The following is a 16,980-nucleotide window of genomic DNA, read 5'->3' as shown; positions in this document are numbered from 1 at the left end:
AGCCCTGCCCAGCCTAGGGTGCGGCAGGACCCCCTCCATCCCTATCCCGCCTGCCCCGTGACCCCCTACGCTGGCCCTATGAGTTCAACACCGAACACCCTTGGGGAATACCTTCGTGCCCGGCGCGAGCTGGTAACTCCTCAGCAGGCAGGCATCCCGGACCATGGCGTGCGGCGGGTGCCGGGGCTGCGCCGCGAGGAAGTAGCCATGCTCGCGGGCATCAGCACCGACTACTACCTGCGGTTGGAGCGCGGGCGGGACCGGCGTCCCTCCGTGCAGGTCCTCGAGTCCATCGCCCGCGTGCTGCAGCTCAACGACGAGCACCTGGCCTACCTCCTGACACTCGTCGCGGACATCCCGAAGCAGCGGGTCCGCCGCCCGCCGAAGGAAACACCGCCCGAGGGTGCGCTCAAGCTCATGGACTCCCTCGCGCAGCCGGCCTTCATCGAGGGACGGTACTTCGACATCCTGGCCTCGAACCGGCTCGCCAAAGCGCTCTCCCCCCGCCTCGACGTCGGTGGCAACCAGCTCCGGGACATGTTCCTTGACCCGTCCCAGCAGACCCTGCACCCGGAGTGGGAACAGGTGACCGAGTGCTTCATCGCCAACCTGCGGCAGTCCGTCGGCAACGACATCGAGAATCCGCGTTTTATCGAACTGGTCGGCGAGCTATCCCTGGCCAGTCCACTGTTCCGGCAGCTGTGGGCGCGGCACGAAGTACGCGGGCAGCGGGGGACGCCGCTGCGGCTGGACCACCCGGTGGTCGGCGAAATGACCCTCAACCGGGAGCGGTTGAGCATCAGTGGATCGGATGGCCTGATGCTGGTGGTCTACCATCCCGACGCCGGTTCCCAGCATGCCGAGAAGCTCGCATTGCTTGCCTCCTCGGACCTCCCGGCCGCGGGCACGAAACAGCAGCTTCCGCTGGCCTGAGTTTCCCCGACGGCACAAGGCTCAGGCGGTAGGGCCCGCACCGGTCCCGGGGAGCACGCTGAAGATGACCGGTGACCGGAAGCCTGCGTTGGAGAATGCCTGCTCCACAGCGGAGCGGATGGCAGGCACGTCCCCCGCGCGGGCCAGCGCGATGGCGGAACCGCCGAAACCGCCGCCGGTCATGCGGGCACCGAGCGCCCCGGCAGCGAGGGCTGCGTCCACCGCCGCATCGAGTTCAGGGCAGGAGATTTCGAAGTCGTCGCGCATCGACGCGTGGCTGGCCACGAGCAGCGGTCCGAGTCCGGCGGGACCGCTTCCGGTGAGCACCTCGACGGCGGCTTCAACCCGCGCATTCTCGGTCACCACGTGACGCACGCGCCGGAACGTCTCCTCGTCCATTACCCCGGCTGCCCGCTCGAGGTCCCCGACCGAAACATCCCGGAGGGCGGGAACACCCATCAATTCGGCGCCACGTTCGCAGGAGCGCCGGCGGGCAGCGTACCCGCCGGTGGAGTGCGCGTGGCTGACCCGTGTGTCAATGACCATGAGTTCCAGCCCGGCACCCTCGAGGTCCAGGGGAACCAGCCGGGATTCCCCGGACCGGCAGTCGAGGAAAAGGGCGTGGCCCGCTTCGCCCAGGAGTGAGGCGGACTGGTCCATGATGCCGGTAGGCGCACCCACCATCCGGTTCTCCGCGAGCTGCCCGATGGCAGCCAACTCCCGGCGGGACACCTGCGCCTGTGAAAGATCGTTGGCGGCGACGGCGACGGCGCACTCGAGCGCCGCGGAGGAGGAGAGTCCGGCGCCCACGGGAACGGAGGAATCGATCAGCAGGTCCATGCCGGGGCAGCGGTACCCGGACTGTTCCATGGCCCACAGGACCCCGAGCGGATACGCCGCCCATCCCTCAACGCTGCCTTCGGTGAGGAGGTCGAGATCGGCGGTCACGGGTTCGTCGTCGGGCGTGAGGGTGGACGCGACCCGCACCATCCGGTCCCTGCGGACGGCGGCGGCGGCCGTCGTCGAGTGCTCAAGGGCGAACGGCAGGACGAAGCCGTCGTTGTAGTCAGTGTGTTCACCGATGACGTTGACGCGGCCCGGGGCGGACCACAGGCCGTCCGGCTCGGCACCGAAGAGTTCGGTAAAGGCAGCCGCGAGCGTCGTGGGATTCATGCCTGGTCCTTTCGGGCGCGGGTGTCTGCATGGACGGCGGGGACGGCAGTGCGCAGCGACTCGGCGACGGCCTCGGGGGTGGTGTCGTTGATGAAGGCTCCCATTGCCGCTTCCGAGCCGGCAAGGAATTTCAGTTTGTCGGCGGCCCGGCGCGGTGAGGTGAGCTGGAGGTGCAGGTAGCCCGCCGGCCGGAGGACCGGATCGACCGGCGCCTGCTGCCAGGCGGCGATGTACGGCGTCGGCGTGGGATAGAGGGCATCGATCCGGCCCAGGAGGTCGAGGTAGACGGTGGTGAGTTCGTCGCGTTCCTCCCCCGTCAGGGCGGCGAGATCGGCGACCTGGCGGTGCGGGACCAGATGGACCTCCAGCGGCCACCGGGCGGCGAAGGGCACGAAGGCGCTGAAGTGCTTCCCCTCAAGGACCATCCGGTCCCCTGTGCTGCGCTCCGCCGCGAGGGCATGTCCCATGAGCGTCTGTTTTCCGCCGGAGGCGTCAAAAAACTCCGCTGCCCGGGTGGCGAGGGCCGCGGCACGGGGCGGAATGAATGGATAGGCGTAGATCTGGCCGTGCGGGTGCAGGAGCGTGACGCCTATTTCGGCACCCCGGTTTTCGAAGCAGAAGACCTGCTTGATCCCGGGCATCGCGGAGAGCGCTTCGGTGCGCTGGGCCCAGGCGTCGATGACGGTCCGGGCGCGCTCGGGGGCGAGGGATCCGAAGGAACCCTCGTGCGCGGGGTCGAAGGCCACGACCTCGCAGCGTCCGTACGCCGCCGACGTCGTACCCCATCCGGGGGTGGCCGGCAGCTCGCCCAGGTCCGGCCCGAACGAAGGGAACCGGTTTTCGAACACCACCACCTCATAGTCGGCGGCCGGGATCTCCGAGAGGTTTCCGGGCGTTGCGGGGCACAGCGGGCACTGGTCCGCAGGCGGCAGGTGGGTTCGCGACTGGCGGTGCGCGGCGACGGCGATCCATTCGCCGGAAAGCGCGTCATAGCGTACGGTCCCCGCCGGTCCCCGTGCGGGAAGTCGCCGTACATCCCGGGTGGCTGCGTCACGGTGTCGTGCGGCGCTGTCCTCCCCCGCATCGAAGTAGATCAGTTCCCGCCCGTCGGACAGCCGGGTGGGAGTCACGAAGGTCATGGGCGCTCTTCCAGTTCGAAGTCGGATACGGGGTCACAGAGGATGCGGGTGAGGGCGGCGTATTCGCCGTCGGGGTACCGGTCGGTGACCAGGGCGGCCGCGGCATCGAGCGGAGCCACCTGGGCCAGGCTGACGACGCCGATCTTCGTCGCGTCGGCGAGGATCACAAGGCTGCCGCAGGTCTGGGCGAAGGCGGTGTTTGTATCCGCCTCCGCGAGGTTCGGCGTCGTAATTCCACCCTCCGTGTCCACCCCGTGCGCCCCCATGAAGCACAGGTCCGCGCGGAGAGTGGAAATGGCCCGGGTGGCGAGCGGACCGACAAGGGCCTTCGACGGCGTGAGCTGGCCGCCGGAGAGGAGAACCTCGGGCGCTCCGTCAGCCGGGGCAGCGGCACGCAGCCGGTGGAGTTCGTCCGCCAGGGGAAGGGAATTGGTGACCACGGTCAGGCCCGGCACCTTGGCCAGGAGCGGCGCCAATGCGTAGGTAGTGGTCCCGCCCGTGATGGACACCGTCATGCCGGGTGCCAGCAGGGACACCGCTGCGGCCGCGATCCGCTGCTTGGCCTCGCCTCCGCGCGTGCGGTTGGCATCGAAGCCGGGCTCCACCGCGCTGAGGCTGCCGGGCCGGACGGCGCCGCCGTGCACCCGCACCAGGGCTCCCCGCGCTGCCAGGGTGTCGATGTCCCGGCGGACCGTCATCTCCGACACGGCGAGGTCGCGGGCGAGCGAGCTGACCCGGACGGCCGGCTGGCGTTCCAGCCGGTTCAGGATGGCCGCATGGCGCTCCGCTGCAAGCATGGTCCTCCTGAAGATGAGTAAAACAAGCGAACGGCTCCGCACGGAAACGAACAAAACCTATCACGATGGAGGTGGAATACACCGCTGTGGAAGCACCTTTCTCCCGGCAAAACCAGTAGTGAGCGGGTAAAGTGGCGGTACTAGTCTTCTAAACGCCCGAGATCGGGTGGGATGTCAAGGGTGTTCGGCGTAAACGCGGCATCTGGAACGAGGTGTTGCAATGTCCGGCCGGATTCTTCACGTGACCCGACGGGTCGGCCTCGTTGCTGGCCGCGTCCTGGTTTACGTCCTGATCTGGGCGGGGCTCGCCCTGCTCATCGCCGCCGCCGGCATCCGCTTCTTCTGGGGCAGGATCTCCGTGGGGCAGATGCTCCTGAACCTCGTCTCGGTGGAAACCGACGGCGGCGGCGGAGCCATTGTCTGGCTCGGCATCCTGGGCGTCGGCGTTCTACCCCTGCTTCTCACCCTCGGAATTGCCCTATGGCAGTACACCCGGCGCCGCAAGCGCCGCGCAGCCGGCGGCGGCGGCGAGGATCACTCCCGCCGCCCGCAGTGGATTCGCCGGGCGGTCGCCGCCGCTCTGGTGGCCGCGGTGTTCGTGGGCGGCGCCACCGCCTTTGCCACAACTGTGGGTGTGGCCGACTACATCAAGGCAGCGAACTCCAAGTACGACATCGGCGACTACTACGTGGAGCCGACCGTCACCAGTGATGAGAACAAGCGCAATCTGGTGCTGATCTACCTCGAGTCCGGCGAAGCCACCCTTGCGGATGACCAGCTCTTCGAAAAAGACTCGTTCGCACCGCTGAAGGAAGCCACGCCGGCCGAAGCGGGCTGGCGGAGCGTGGAAAATTTCCAGCAGTACGAGGGCGGAGGCTGGACCATGGCCGGCCTCGTCTCGACGCAGTGCGGCGTACCGCTGAAGGGCGTGGGCTCCTCCGATGACAGCAGCGCCACCGGCGACCTCGACGACGACGGCGAAACGTACCTGGGCGGGTCGACCTGCCTGGGCGATGTGCTGGCAAAGCATGGCTACACCAATGTCTTCCTCGGTGGCGCCAACTCCTCCTTCGCCGCGAAGGACACCTACCTGAGCAGCCACGGCTACTCCGAGGAAAAGGGCCTCTCCGACTGGCGTGCCCTCGACGAGCCGGAAGAGAACTTCCGCAAGGACTGGGGCCTGAGCGACGAGCGGCTTATGGCCCACGCCAAGGAGGAAATCGACCGGCTCCATGCCGAGTCGGAAAAGACCGGGCAGCCGTTCAACCTTTCCATGCTGACCCTGGACACCCATGAACCGGTGCATGTCTACGACTACTGCAACGTGGATACGGAGAACAAGGTCACCTCAGTGTTCTCCTGCTCCATGTCGCAGGTGGCCGGGTTCGTGGACTACATGAAGGAAAAGGGCTACCTCGAGGACACAGCCGTGGTGATCATGGGCGACCACCTCAAGCACATGAGTGCCGGCGACGCCTTCCACGAGCAGCTGGATCACCACGAGAACCGCACCATCTTCAACCGGATCTGGGTCCCGGGCCAGGACCCCACGGTGACGCTGCGTCCCGGCGTGGACCAGCTGAACATGTACCCCACCATCCTGGAAGCCGCCGGCCTGACCCTGAAGGACCGGGAGGCCGGGCTGGGTGTGTCCGCGTTCGCCCCGGAGATCCCGGCCCGTTCGGCGCAGGCCATGGAGCCGGAACCCTACATTGAGCTGCTGGATTCCCTGTCCCCACAGTTCTACGCGGAGGCCTGGACCGGCCGGTAGTCCGGCCCGTCGGGCGTACCTGTAGGGTTCAGGGTCAGGAACCGCTTCGGTTCCGCTACAGGAGCGAACATGTCTGACAAGTCCCCGCGCCAAGCAGCATCCAAGAAGTCCGGCAAATCCATCAAGGAAAAGCGCGCAGATAAGAAGGCCGCCGCAGCCGGTTCCGGGCCCCTCGATACGGCCGCCGTCAAACCTACACCGCCGAAAAAGAAGTGAACTCCCCCGTGGAGCGCCTCACCCTCGGTGTCCTTTCCAGCAGGCGCAAGCCCGACGAGCGGCGGCTGGCCATCCACCCGCTTCATCTGGAACGCATCGCCCCGGAGGTTCGGGAACAGCTGGTTCTCGAAGAAGGCTATGGGGAGAAGTTCGGCGTTTCGGATGCCGAGCTGAAGACATTCGTGCGCGCCGTACTCCCGCGGGCGCAGATCGTGGCGGAGGCCGACGTCGTCCTCCTGCCCAAGCCGCAGCCCGAGGACCTGGCCGAGCTGCGGGACGGGCAGACCCTCTGGGGTTGGCCGCACTGCGTGCAGGACCGCGCCATCACCCAGCTCGCCATCGACAAGAAGCTCACCCTGATCGCCTTCGAAGCGATGAACCACTGGGCCAGCGACGGCGGTTTCGGCCTGCACGTGTTCCACAAGAACAACGAGCTGGCCGGGTACTGCTCCGTCCTGCACGCCCTCAGCCTGACCGGATCCACCGGCGACTACGGCCGGCGGCTCAGCGCCGTCGTCATCGGCTTCGGCGCCACGGCGCGCGGGGCGGTTACTGCCCTGAACGCCCACGGCATCCATGACGTCCAGGTCCTGACCAACCGCGGTGTTGCAGCGGTCGGAGCACCGATCCACTCGGCCCGGATGGTGCAGTTCGACCATGACGCGGCGGAATCACCGTTCCTCAGCGAGGTCATCACCGAAGACGGCCGGGTGCCGCTGGCCCCGTTCCTTGCCGAGAGCGACATCGTGGTCAACTGCACCCTGCAGGACCCCAATGCCCCGCTGACCTACCTGCGCACTGAGGATCTTGCGGCTTTCCGGCCCGGCAGCCTGATCGTGGACGTTTCCTGCGACGAGGGCATGGGCTTCGAGTGGGCGAAATCCACCACCTTCACCGATCCCATGTTCGAGGTGGGCGAGCACATCGACTACTACGCCGTCGACCACAGCCCGTCCTACCTCTGGAACTCCGCCAGTTGGGAAATCAGCGAGGCGCTGCTGCCTTTCCTGGAAACGGTCATCAGCGGTCCCGCCGCGTGGGCGGAGAACGAGACCATTGCCCGGGCGATCGAAATCCGCGACGGCGTCATCCGGAACAAGGACGTGCTGCAGTTCCAGCAGCGGGAGCCGGCCTACCCGCACGTGGCACTGACCTCATAACCGCCGGGGCCAGGCGGGGGCTAGGCGGAGCCGCTCGGCTGGTGGGCCGCGACGTCGTCGGCGTCCGTCGAGTGGGCCAGGTCCTTCCCCTCTTCCAGCCTGGCGAGGCGCTCCCGCAGTGCCGAGGTGGCCAGGGTGTAGGCGTCCGAACCGAGCGTGAGGCGCAACGGGGCACTTGGACCGTCGGCTGAAGCGATGATTGCCGCCGCAATCTTGGCCGGGTCTCCCGGTGCGGGCAGCGGCGGAAGTTCGCCGGCAATCATGCGGCGGAGCTGTCCCGGAGCGCCGTCGTCGTATTCGGGCAGGGCCGCACCCATGTCCGCACTCGTGCTGCCGAACCCGGTGCGGGCCACCCCCGGCTCGACAAGCGTGACACCAATACCGAACGGCGCAATGTCGGCTGCCGTGGATTCCCAGAACCCCTCGATGCCCCATTTGGTGGCGTGGTAGAGGCTCATGGCCGGGAAAGCGACCTGGCCGCCGATGCTGGAGACCTGCATGATGCGGCCGCCGCCCTGCCGCCGCAGATGCGGGATGACGGCGCGTGCGAGCTGGATGGAAGCGGTGAGGTTGGTGGCCAGCTGGCGGTCGATCTGCTCGTCGCTGAGCTCCTCGGCCGCCCCGAACAGGCCATATCCGGCATTCGAGACGACGACGTCGATCCGCCCGAGTTCGTCGAACGCCCGCGTCACCACTGTCCGCAGGGTGGCCGTGTCGGTGACATCGAGGGCTGCGCGCCACAGCCGCGTGCCGTACCGGGAGGCCAGGTCGTCGAGGGATTCCACGCGGCGGGCAGTAGCTGCCACCCGGTCGCCGCGCTCGAGAAGCTGTTCGGCCAGATGGCGGCCGAATCCGGATGAAGTGCCTGTGATGAACCAGGTGCGGGGCATGTCTTCCTCCTGTAGGTAACTGGTTAGTTACCTACAGGGTGGCAGACTCCGGCTTGGTAAGCAACCATCTGGTTACATACGATGGCGGTATGCCTCCTGACGCCACCCCCACCAAGCGCCGCATCCTGGCTGCGGCGCGCGCGGAATTTGCCCTGAACGGACTCGCCGGTGCCCGGGTGGACCGCATTGCGGAGGAGGCGCAGGCCAACAAGCGCTCCATCTACGTCCATTTCGGCGCCAAGGAAGAGCTGTTCGATCTGGTCGTGGGCCAGGCCCTGCTGGAACTGGCCGATGCGGTTCCCTTTGAGGCCGCCTCGCTCCCCCAGTACGCCGCAAGCCTGTTCGACATGCTCCAGCTGAACCCCGACGTCGGCCGGCTGACGTCATGGGCAGTCCTGGAACGTCCGGCTCCGCTGGACGTTGAGGTGCAGGCGTACCGGAGCAAGATCGCGGCCATCCGCGAGGCCCAGGACCGGGGGCAGATAGCGGGCCGCCACGACCCGGTGGTGCTGATGGCCATGACAATTTCCCTGGTGACCAGCTGGTCCAATGCCTCCTGGTCCCTGCGCGCACTCGCCGGCCCCGACGCCGCCACCCCGCCGGAAGGATTCCGCAACCAGCTTCTGCTCGCCGTCGGTTCGCTGACCGAGGGCAGCTAGCCACGGCGGGCCGGGTGCGGAAGGTCAGGCGCTGCGGGAGTCGTAGGCGGCACGCCCGGCGAAGACGTCATCCATGTGCTGCTCGGCCCAGGCCTTGATACCGCGGGTCAGCCCGTACAGGGACAGTCCAAGGTCGGTGAGTTCGTAGGTCACGGTCACCGGTACCGTGGGGGTCACCGTGCGGGTGACCAGCCCGTCCCGCTCCAGCGAGCGCAGCGTCTGGGTCAGCATCTTCTGGCTCACGCCGGCCAGCACACGGGAAAGTTCGGAGAACCGCAACGGCCGGGGACCGCCGTCGCAGTCCGGTCCGCTTCCGAGAGCCGCCAGGACCAGCGTCACCCATTTGTCCGAGATCCGGTCGAGCAGTTTCCGGCTGGGGCATACATCCAGAAAGGCGTTGTAGTCTGACTTTTCCTGCGCCCGTTTCGCTGCCGCCGTGATCGTGGCCATTACCGCCCTTACCTTTCGGGTTACTTAGGCACTTCCAGGTGCCTACTTCCTGCCGGGAAGTTACGTCACCATAGTGGACTGCGTTAGTAAGGAACTCCACCCCTGAAAGGCAGAACATGAGCACCTTTACCGCTTCCCTCCCCGGCGGGACCTGGACCCTAGCCGGCCTCGAGGTTACCCGCTTCGGCTACGGAGCCATGCAGCTCGCCGGACCCTGGGCCCTGGGACAGCCCGCAGACCGCGAGGGCGCCCTCGCCGTCCTGCGGGAGGCGGTGGAACTGGGCATCACCCACATCGACACCGCCGAGGCGTACGGCCCGCACATCACCAATTCGCTCATCCGTGAGGCACTGCATCCCTATCCGGACGCCCTGCACGTGGTGACCAAGGTGGGCGCCACGCGCGATGACCAGGGCGGATGGCCTACGGCGCGGGAGCCCCACCAGCTGCGCCGGGCGGTGGAGGAGAACCTGGAAACACTCGGCCTTGATGTGCTGGACCTGGTTTATCTGCGGATGGGCGACGGCGAGGGGACAGTGCCCGGCTCCCTCGCCGAAGCGTTGGAGACGCTGGCCGATCTCCAGCAGCAGGGGGTCATCCGGCACCTCGGAGTGAGCAATGTGCTGCCGGAGCAGGTCGCCGAAGCACGCAGCATTGTCCCCATCGTTTCGGTGCAGAACAGATACAACCTTGCTTTCCGCCGGGACGACGACCTGATCGATTCCCTCGCGCAGGACGGCATCGCATACGTGCCGTTTTTCCCGTTGGGCGGGTTCAGCCCGCTGCAGTCCGAAGCGCTCTCCGCCGTGGCGGCGCGGCTGGATTCCACGCCCATGTCCGTGGCGTTGGCGTGGCTGCTGCAGCGCTCCCCGAACATCCTGCTCATTCCGGGCACCTCATCGGTGGCCCATCTGCGGGAGAACGTGGCCGGTGCCCGGCTCGCGCTTTCCGCGGAGGATGCGGCCGAGCTGGACAGCATCGGCCGGTAGGCGGGTGCCTGTCCGGAACGTTTAGGGCACACTGGTCGCGTGAACGCTATCCCCTGGGTGCTGCACGTCGACCTCGACCAGTTCATCGCGGCCGTCGAAGTGCTCCGGCGCCCGGAACTGGCCGGTAAACCGGTCATCGTTGGCGGCCGCGGCGATCCGACCGAACGTGCCGTGGTCTCCACCGCCTCCTACGAAGCCCGCGCGTTCGGCGTCGGGTCCGGCATGCCGCTGCGCATTGCCGCCCGGAAGGTGCCCGACGCCGTGATCCTGCCGGTCGACGCCGAGGCCTACCTCGAGGCCTCGGACGCAGTGATGGCCACCCTGCGCGCCCAGCCCGGCGCCGTCGTGCAGGTCCTGGGCTGGGATGAAGCCTTCGTCGGCACGGTGACGGAGGATCCGGAGGCCTACGCCCGGGAGCTGCAGGCCGCGGTGCTGGAGCAGACGCATCTGCACTGCAGCGTGGGAATCGGCGACACCCTGGTCCGGGCGAAGAACGCCACCGATCTGGGCAAACCGGCCGGTGTCTTTCAGCTGACCGCCGGGAACTGGCTTGAGGTGATGGGCGGTCGGCCCACCAAGGAACTGTGGGGCGTCGGAAGCAAGATTTCCGGCCGGCTGGCGAAGCTGAGCATCAATACCGTGGCTGAACTCGCCGCAGTTGATCCCTCCACTCTGGTGCCGGAGTTCGGGCCCAAGATGGGTCCCTGGTATGCGGAGCTCGGACGCGGCGGCGGCGCCAGCACGGTGGATGACACCCCTTGGGTGGCCCGCGGACACAGCCGGGAAACCACGTTCCAGACCGACCTCACCGAGCCGGACCAGGTGGACGACGCCGTGCGGCAGCTGGCGGCGCAGGTCCTGGCGGATGTGGCCGCAGAAGGGCGGCCCGTGATCGGGCTGACCCTCAAGGTCCGGTACGCGCCGTTCACCACCAAAACGCACGCGAAGAAGATCCCGGAGACCTTCGACCGGGACGATGTCCTGGCCCGGACACTGGACCTGGCCGGTGCCATCGAGCCCGGCCGGCCGATCCGGCTATTGGGCCTGCGCGCCGAAATGGCCATGCCCGACGACGCGAGGAAGGGTCATACGCCTACGCGCGGGGGGTGGTGACCCTGTTTGTGTGTCGACAGGCGGCCTTCACAGCGTCAGCCAGTATGCGCGTACGGCACTCCGGCTTGTGTGTGGGGCAGGAATGAGGTCGGTCCCCGCCGCGCGGGCCCTGCGGCACACGGTCCGGCACTCCCAGGTGCTCCAGCCTGCCTGCCGGTATTCAGCCCACATATCCCGGAGGGGCAGGGCCTCGACGTACACAATCGAAACCCCCGCCACGGCAGGAATAAGTGCGATAAAGGCCGCCATCACAAAGTAGATAGCCATAAGGCTGTCCATTCCGCCGTTCGCCGCCACAAACTCGAAGTCGTTCATTTTCGCGCCGCTCAGGCACAGCAGCATGCCTAACGCGCCGAGTACCAGGATCGCGACGGAGCCGAAAACCCCAGTATGCGCGGACCACGTCCAGAACATCGGCGGCGCTTTACGGGTCGGCATCCGCACAGTACAGACAGCTCCACCCGGTAATTCGAGGGGCGGCTTCGGTTGGACACGGCCAGCTGGCTGCCGGTTCCCGCTCATGGTTCCCCCTCCGGTCGTTGCGGCCGGTCAGTTGCGGCAGCGGGAACATAGTATCGCTCCAATATTTCCTAGGCGGGTCATACGCCCACCCGCGGCGGGTGGTCAGGGGCAGCCGCGGTTACGCCCGCGACGCGCAGGAAATCGAGTTTTTCCGCTGCCTCTGATCCCATGGCAGCGGTGTAGGCGACAATCCGCAGGTCTGTTCCCGCCACGCTGAAGATGTCGCAGTCCACCTGCACATCACCCACGGCAGGGTTCCGCACCACTTTCACTTCGGATTGGTGCTCACTGACGGTTCCGCTGTCCCAAAGCCGGCGGAACTCTGCACTCGCTGCGGTCAATTCCGCAACCAGCTTCTGCACACCGGGATCCTCCGGATACCTTCCGTAGACGCGGCGGAGGTCGGACACCAGGGACGCTTTGAAATTCTCCAGTCCCCCGGCCGGGTCGACTATCCGAACCTCATTGCTGCCCACAAAATGCCCGGTGAACTGTGCCCACAGGACATTCGGGCGCCTTTCGCCGGATTGGACAGGCTCGCCAAGGAGAGCGGTCCACAGCGGACTCCAGGCGAGCAGATCCCATGAGGCCGTAAACACCGCCACGGGGACCTCACCGAGCCGTGCAACCAACCGCTGCACCCCGGGCGGAATATGTGTTGGAACCATCCCGGGGCCTGGGGGAAGGAGTCCGGAGATCACAAAAAGATGGGCGCGTTCCGTGTCGCTCAACTGCAGGGCCCGGGCCAGGGCCGAGGCCACCTGCGCCGAGGGGCGGCGCGCGCGGCCCTGTTCAAGGCGCACCAAATAATCGACGCTCATTCCCGCCAGCCGGGCCAGTTCTTCCCGCTTCAGGCCGGGAGCGCGGCGGAAACCGTACACCGGCAGGCCGACGTCGGCCGGCTGCAGGCGGTCGCGCCAAGAGCGGAGAAGGGTACCCAGGTCAGTCAGCGAATCCGGCATGACTAGAGTCTGGCATCAGGAACCCGGTTCTGGGTGGCACTGCCAATCCATACGTTGGTCCGGGCCACGACACTCCGGTCCGTTGCGGAAAGACTCGCTCCATGACAACAACATTGATTACCGGAGCCAACAAGGGTCTCGGATACGAAACAGCACGCCGGCTCATCGAGGCCGGACACACCGTATGGATGGGAGCACGCGACGAAGTCCGCGGCAGGGAGGCCGCGGAAACCCTGGGCGGTCAGTTTGTGCAGCTGGATGTCACGAGCGACTCCTCCGTTGAAGCCGCCGCCAAAACGGTGGCTGCCGCGGGCGGCCTGGACGTCCTGATCAACAACGCCGGCATTCCCGGACCCCAAGCCGCGCCCGAGGACCTGACGGCAGCGGACGCCGAAGCCGTTTATGGCACCAACGTTGTGGGCATTGTCCGTACGGTGCACCATTTCCTGCCGATCCTGCGCGGGTCCGACGCGGCCACCGTTGTGAACGTCACCAGCGGGCTGGGCTCCTTCCACTCCGTCCACGATCCGGAGCGCATCGAGTCCACCGTGGTGATGCCGCTCTACACCTCATCCAAATCCGCCGTCACCATGCTGACCGTGCAATACGCCAAGGCGTTCCCCGAGCTCCGCATCAACGCTGCTGATCCGGGATACACCGCCACCGATTTCAACGGCCGGCAGGGAACCCAAACGGTAAGTGAGGGAACAGACGCCATCGTTGAGCTGGCCACCCGCGGCGGGACCGGTCCCACCGGCACCTTCATCGACCGGTCCGGAACGGCTTCCTTCTAACGGCCCCGCGGGCAGCTGCCGGCGGAAATCGGGCGCGGCGTCCAGCCAATGGCTGGACGCCGCGCATTTGTTGTGCCGGTCAGCGTCCCGCACCGGAGTCCGGGGCCGGCGCTCCGCTTTTGACGCTCGCCGGATACGACTGCCATAGTCTACGAAGTGAACCTCCCGAACGCCGGAAAACCGGACCTGCAGCCATGACGCAGCAAGCCTCCCTCCCGGACTCCACCGTCCAGGCAGGCACCCCCGAACCAACCTTCCACCACGAGGAGGAGGGCTACCACAAGGGGCTCAAGCCCCGCCAGGTCCAGATGATCGCCATCGGCGGCGCCATCGGCACCGGGCTCTTTATGGGAGCAGGCGGCCGCCTCGCAGCTGCAGGCCCCTCGCTGGTCATCAGCTACGCCGTCTGCGGCTTCTTTGCCTTCATGATCCTGCGGGCCCTGGGTGAACTGGTGATGCACCGGCCCTCCTCCGGCTCCTTCGTCTCCTACGCCCGTGAGTTCTTCGGCGAGAAGGCGGCCTTCGTCACCGGCTGGCTGTACTGGCTGAACTGGGCCATGACCGCCATCGTGGACATCACCGCCGTCGCGCTGTACATGAACTTCTTCCGGAAATACTGGCCGCCGATCGCGGACATCCCGCAGTGGACCTGGGCCCTGGCCGCCCTGGTCCTGGTGCTGGGGCTGAACCTCATCAGCGTCAAGGTCTTCGGGGAACTGGAGTTCTGGTTCGCGCTGATCAAGGTCGTGGCCCTGGTGGCCTTCCTGATCGTGGGCATCTGCTTCGTGCTCTTCGGCACCCCCGTGGACGGCCAGGTGGTCGGCTTCAGCCTGATTTCGGGCAACGGCGGCCTGTTCCCCAACGGCCTGCTGCCCGCCGTCGTCGTCATGCAGGGCGTGGTGTTCGCCTACGCCTCGATCGAGCTCATCGGCACCGCCGCGGGCGAGACCGAACACCCGGAAAAGATCATGCCCAGGGCCATCAACACCGTGATCGTGCGCATTGCCGTGTTCTACGTCGGCACGCTCGTCCTGCTCTCGCTGCTGCTGCCGTACAGCTCCTACAAAGCCGGCGAAAGCCCGTTCGTCACGTTCTTCGGGTCCATCGGGGTGGGCGGTGTGGACGCCATCATGAACCTGGTGGTCCTGACCGCCGCTCTGTCCTCGCTCAATGCCGGCCTGTACTCCACCGGCCGCATCATGCGCTCCATGTCCATGGCCGGCTCCGCGCCGAAGTTCGCCGGGCGGATGAACAAGGCGGGCGTCCCGTACGGCGGTATCGCCCTGACCGCGTTCGTTGCCCTGCTCGGCGTCGTCCTCAACGCCGTCGTTCCGGCCCAGGCGTTCGAGATTGTCCTGAACGTCGCATCGCTGGGCATCATCAGCACCTGGGCCATGATCGTCCTTTGCCAGATGGAGCTGACGCGGCGGGCTAAGCGCGGCGAACTGTCGCGCCCGTCCTTCCGGATGCCCGGCGCCCCCGTCACCGGCTGGATTACGCTCGCGTTCCTTCTCGCCGTGCTGATCCTGATGGCCTTCGATTCCCCCGTGGGCACCTGGACGATCGCCTCCCTGGTGGTCATCATCCCGGCCCTGATGCTCGGCTGGCGGCTCTGCCGCGACCGCGTTCTCGAACTCGCGGCCGCCCGCGACAGCTAAACGTTCCGGCAGGCCATCCATTCGCAGGTTCAATCAGGTAATCTCACTGCATTCTTGATCCACCGTCTAGCTCGAAGGACCGACATGACGGATGTCAGTGAGCACTCTGCCAAGCGAACCAGTGACGTGCCTCGTCTTTCCGACCCGCAGTGGGAAAGACTCCTCGGCATGGCCGCACCAACCGACGTCGGTGCGGGCGACTACGTTTTCCGCGCCGGGGACTTGAACTATCCAATGATCCTCGTGGAATCGGGCGCCATTGAAATGGTGCGTGACCCGTTGTGGTGGGACGAAGAAACCGTTCTCAGCACCCTCGGGCCACGCTCGTTCGGCGGTGAACTCGGGCTGCTCAACGGACAGGCCGCGCTCCTGTCGGCGCGGGTGAAGGAGCCCGGGCGCATCCGGCGCCTGGCCCGTGAGGATCTGCGGCTGGTCATGAACCAGGACGACGATCTCGGGGGGATTGTTCTCCATACTCTGTGGGAACGCCGCGAAGCCCTTCGGCGGGGACCGGCCGCCATGACGCTCAAGTTCATCGGGACGGAAGCGTCGAGCGAATTGCTGGCTCTTCGCCGCTTCGCGGAACGGCTGGACTTGATTCATACCGTCTTCGTCGTCCCGCCCGACGGCATGGGCGCCCTCGATGGCCACGGTATAGCGGCCGGTGATCTGCCGGCAGCACTCATTCAGGGCAAGCTCATGACACGTGCGACGCCGGGAGCCGTCGCCGAGCGCCTCGGGTTGAGTTACCAGCCCCACCAGGAGGGCGCCACGGACCTGCTCGTCGTTGGCGGCGGACCCGCCGGGCTCGCCGCGGCCATCTACGCAGCCTCCGAAGGGCTGAACACGGTGGTGCTCGACGCCGTCGCGCCGGGAGGCCAGGCGGCGGCGACCTCCCGGATCGAGAACTTCCTCGGTTTTCCCTTTGGCGTTGCCGGTGGAGACCTCATCCGCCAAGCCACACTGCAGGCGATCAAGTTCGGGGTAAGGATCTGGGCACCCTGCGATGCGGTATCCCTTGAGACAATGGACGATGGCCTCAAGCTCACGTTGGGGGACGGCGCCGTCCTCCATACCCGCACCGCGTTGATCACGTCCGGGGCCGCCTACCGGAGTCTCGGAGTTCAGGGGTGGGAGGACTTCGAGGGACACGGAATCTACTACGCCGCTACCAGCCTCGAGGCGCGCCAGGTCGCCGGGCACCCGGTGGTCGTCGTCGGCGGGGCAAACTCGGCCGGCCAGGCCGCACTCTATCTCGCGTCCCACGGATGCCCGGTCCATCTGGTGGTCCGTGGACGGGACGTTGGGGCGCGGATGTCCTCCTACCTCGTGGACCGGCTGCGGGAGGATCCCCGCATCTCTATCCATACCCGGTCGAACATCGTTGGGCTGGACGGAGACTCCGCCCTGGAAACGGTCCGGATCGACACCGCCGGGCCGGTCGATGCGCGCGGCCTGTTCTGCTTCATCGGCGCCGACCCTGCCAGCACGTGGCTGCCCACGCTCGACAGGGACCATGCGGGATTCATCCGCACAGGGACCGACATAGCGGTTCAGGCTCTCGAGCAGTGGCAGCCGCTGGGCCGCGAACCGATGCCTTTTGAAACCTCCACTCCACGGGTGTTTGCCGCCGGTGATGTCCGCCACGGCTCCATGAAGCGCGTCGCGGCGGCGGTCGGCGAAGGATCCAGCGCCGTCGCGTCCGTGCACCGGGCCCTGAGCGACCCTGCCGGTCCCCTCGCCCGTTAGGTGCG

General features: G+C 66.9%; 17 protein-coding genes. 10 read left to right on the top strand and 7 right to left on the bottom strand.

Features of this window, described 5'->3' with window-relative positions:
- Positions 1 to 78 precede the first annotated feature (78 nt).
- The gene (locus QNO03_RS14030) at positions 79 to 933 is read left to right on the top strand and encodes a helix-turn-helix domain-containing protein (RefSeq protein WP_289603774.1); all 855 of its coding nucleotides are present in this window, start codon (positions 79 to 81) and stop codon (positions 931 to 933) included.
- Between the two features lie 21 nt (positions 934 to 954).
- Here the strand turns inward: QNO03_RS14030 and galK are convergent, their stop codons facing one another.
- The 3 genes from galK to QNO03_RS14015 are packed head-to-tail and all read right to left on the bottom strand — an operon-like array spanning position 955 to position 4,042.
- Positions 955 to 2,106 carry a galactokinase gene (gene galK / locus QNO03_RS14025; protein ID WP_289603773.1) on the bottom strand — a complete coding sequence of 384 codons (1,152 nt, stop codon included), beginning with the start codon at positions 2,104 to 2,106 and terminating at the stop codon, positions 955 to 957.
- Positions 2,103 to 3,245: a galactose-1-phosphate uridylyltransferase gene (gene galT, locus QNO03_RS14020; RefSeq protein WP_289603772.1), complete on the bottom strand. Its 1,143-nt coding sequence runs from the start codon at positions 3,243 to 3,245 to the stop codon at positions 2,103 to 2,105. The genes galK and galT overlap by 4 nt, the downstream gene beginning before the upstream one ends.
- Positions 3,242 to 4,042 (bottom strand): DeoR/GlpR family DNA-binding transcription regulator, encoded by an 801-nt coding sequence (locus tag QNO03_RS14015; RefSeq protein ID WP_289603771.1) that lies wholly within the window; start codon positions 4,040 to 4,042, stop codon positions 3,242 to 3,244. Before QNO03_RS14015 ends, galT begins: the two co-directional genes overlap by 4 nt.
- Positions 4,043 to 4,283: 241 nt before the next feature.
- Between QNO03_RS14015 and QNO03_RS14010 the strand changes: the two genes are divergently transcribed.
- From QNO03_RS14010 to QNO03_RS14000, 3 genes are all read left to right on the top strand, one after another.
- Positions 4,284 to 5,813, top strand: coding sequence for an LTA synthase family protein (locus QNO03_RS14010; RefSeq protein ID WP_289603770.1), 1,530 nt, complete (start codon positions 4,284 to 4,286; stop codon positions 5,811 to 5,813).
- 69 nt (positions 5,814 to 5,882) lie between these two features.
- Positions 5,883 to 6,029 (top strand): hypothetical protein, encoded by a 147-nt coding sequence (locus tag QNO03_RS14005; protein WP_289603769.1) that lies wholly within the window; start codon positions 5,883 to 5,885, stop codon positions 6,027 to 6,029.
- A complete protein-coding gene (locus QNO03_RS14000; protein ID WP_289603768.1) occupies positions 6,026 to 7,189 on the top strand; it encodes a N(5)-(carboxyethyl)ornithine synthase in 1,164 nt (387 codons plus the stop codon). The genes QNO03_RS14005 and QNO03_RS14000 overlap by 4 nt, the downstream gene beginning before the upstream one ends.
- A 20-nt stretch (positions 7,190 to 7,209) precedes the next feature.
- Here the strand turns inward: QNO03_RS14000 and QNO03_RS13995 are convergent, their stop codons facing one another.
- Positions 7,210 to 8,079 (bottom strand): SDR family oxidoreductase, encoded by an 870-nt coding sequence (locus tag QNO03_RS13995; protein ID WP_289603767.1) that lies wholly within the window; start codon positions 8,077 to 8,079, stop codon positions 7,210 to 7,212.
- A gap of 89 nt (positions 8,080 to 8,168) precedes the next feature.
- Here QNO03_RS13995 and QNO03_RS13990 point away from each other — a divergent pair, with 89 nt between their 5' ends.
- Positions 8,169 to 8,738 (top strand): TetR/AcrR family transcriptional regulator, encoded by a 570-nt coding sequence (locus QNO03_RS13990; RefSeq protein ID WP_289603766.1) that lies wholly within the window; start codon positions 8,169 to 8,171, stop codon positions 8,736 to 8,738.
- Between the two features lie 24 nt (positions 8,739 to 8,762).
- Here QNO03_RS13990 and QNO03_RS13985 read toward each other — a convergent pair whose 3' ends face one another.
- Entirely contained in the window at positions 8,763 to 9,188 is a 426-nt protein-coding gene (locus QNO03_RS13985) for a winged helix-turn-helix transcriptional regulator (protein ID WP_289603765.1), read from the bottom strand.
- Positions 9,189 to 9,304: 116 nt separating this feature from the next.
- Here QNO03_RS13985 and QNO03_RS13980 point away from each other — a divergent pair, with 116 nt between their 5' ends.
- Together QNO03_RS13980 and QNO03_RS13975 are read left to right on the top strand one after the other, a co-directional pair.
- The gene (locus tag QNO03_RS13980; RefSeq protein WP_289603764.1) at positions 9,305 to 10,177 is read left to right on the top strand and encodes an aldo/keto reductase family oxidoreductase; all 873 of its coding nucleotides are present in this window, start codon (positions 9,305 to 9,307) and stop codon (positions 10,175 to 10,177) included.
- A 39-nt stretch (positions 10,178 to 10,216) separates the two neighbouring features.
- Positions 10,217 to 11,290 carry a DNA polymerase IV gene (locus QNO03_RS13975; RefSeq protein ID WP_502874593.1) on the top strand — a complete coding sequence of 358 codons (1,074 nt, stop codon included), beginning with the start codon at positions 10,217 to 10,219 and terminating at the stop codon, positions 11,288 to 11,290.
- Positions 11,291 to 11,317: 27 nt separating this feature from the next.
- Here QNO03_RS13975 and QNO03_RS13970 read toward each other — a convergent pair whose 3' ends face one another.
- Both QNO03_RS13970 and QNO03_RS13965 read right to left on the bottom strand, forming a co-directional pair.
- Positions 11,318 to 11,728, bottom strand: a complete 411-nt coding sequence (locus tag QNO03_RS13970) for a hypothetical protein (protein WP_289603763.1) — start codon at positions 11,726 to 11,728, stop codon at positions 11,318 to 11,320.
- 161 nt (positions 11,729 to 11,889) lie between these two features.
- Positions 11,890 to 12,774, bottom strand: a complete 885-nt coding sequence (locus QNO03_RS13965) for a helix-turn-helix transcriptional regulator (RefSeq protein ID WP_289603762.1) — start codon at positions 12,772 to 12,774, stop codon at positions 11,890 to 11,892.
- Between the two features lie 101 nt (positions 12,775 to 12,875).
- On the opposite strand from QNO03_RS13965, the gene QNO03_RS13960 reads away from it, so the two are divergent.
- From QNO03_RS13960 to QNO03_RS13950, 3 genes are all read left to right on the top strand, one after another.
- Positions 12,876 to 13,568, top strand: coding sequence for an SDR family NAD(P)-dependent oxidoreductase (locus QNO03_RS13960; RefSeq protein ID WP_289603761.1), 693 nt, complete (start codon positions 12,876 to 12,878; stop codon positions 13,566 to 13,568).
- A gap of 194 nt (positions 13,569 to 13,762) precedes the next feature.
- On the top strand, positions 13,763 to 15,226 hold the full coding sequence (locus QNO03_RS13955) for an amino acid permease (RefSeq protein WP_289603760.1): 1,464 nt from the start codon (positions 13,763 to 13,765) through the stop codon (positions 15,224 to 15,226).
- Between the two features lie 168 nt (positions 15,227 to 15,394).
- Positions 15,395 to 16,975: an FAD-dependent oxidoreductase gene (locus tag QNO03_RS13950; protein ID WP_289603759.1), complete on the top strand. Its 1,581-nt coding sequence runs from the start codon at positions 15,395 to 15,397 to the stop codon at positions 16,973 to 16,975.
- Positions 16,976 to 16,980 lie beyond the last annotated feature (5 nt).

The organism is Arthrobacter sp. zg-Y877 (genome assembly GCF_030373105.1).
Lineage (GTDB): Bacteria > Actinomycetota > Actinomycetes > Actinomycetales > Micrococcaceae > Arthrobacter_B.
The sequence above is the reverse complement of the archived record's forward strand: the minus strand, read 5'-3'. Positions and strand labels throughout refer to the sequence as shown.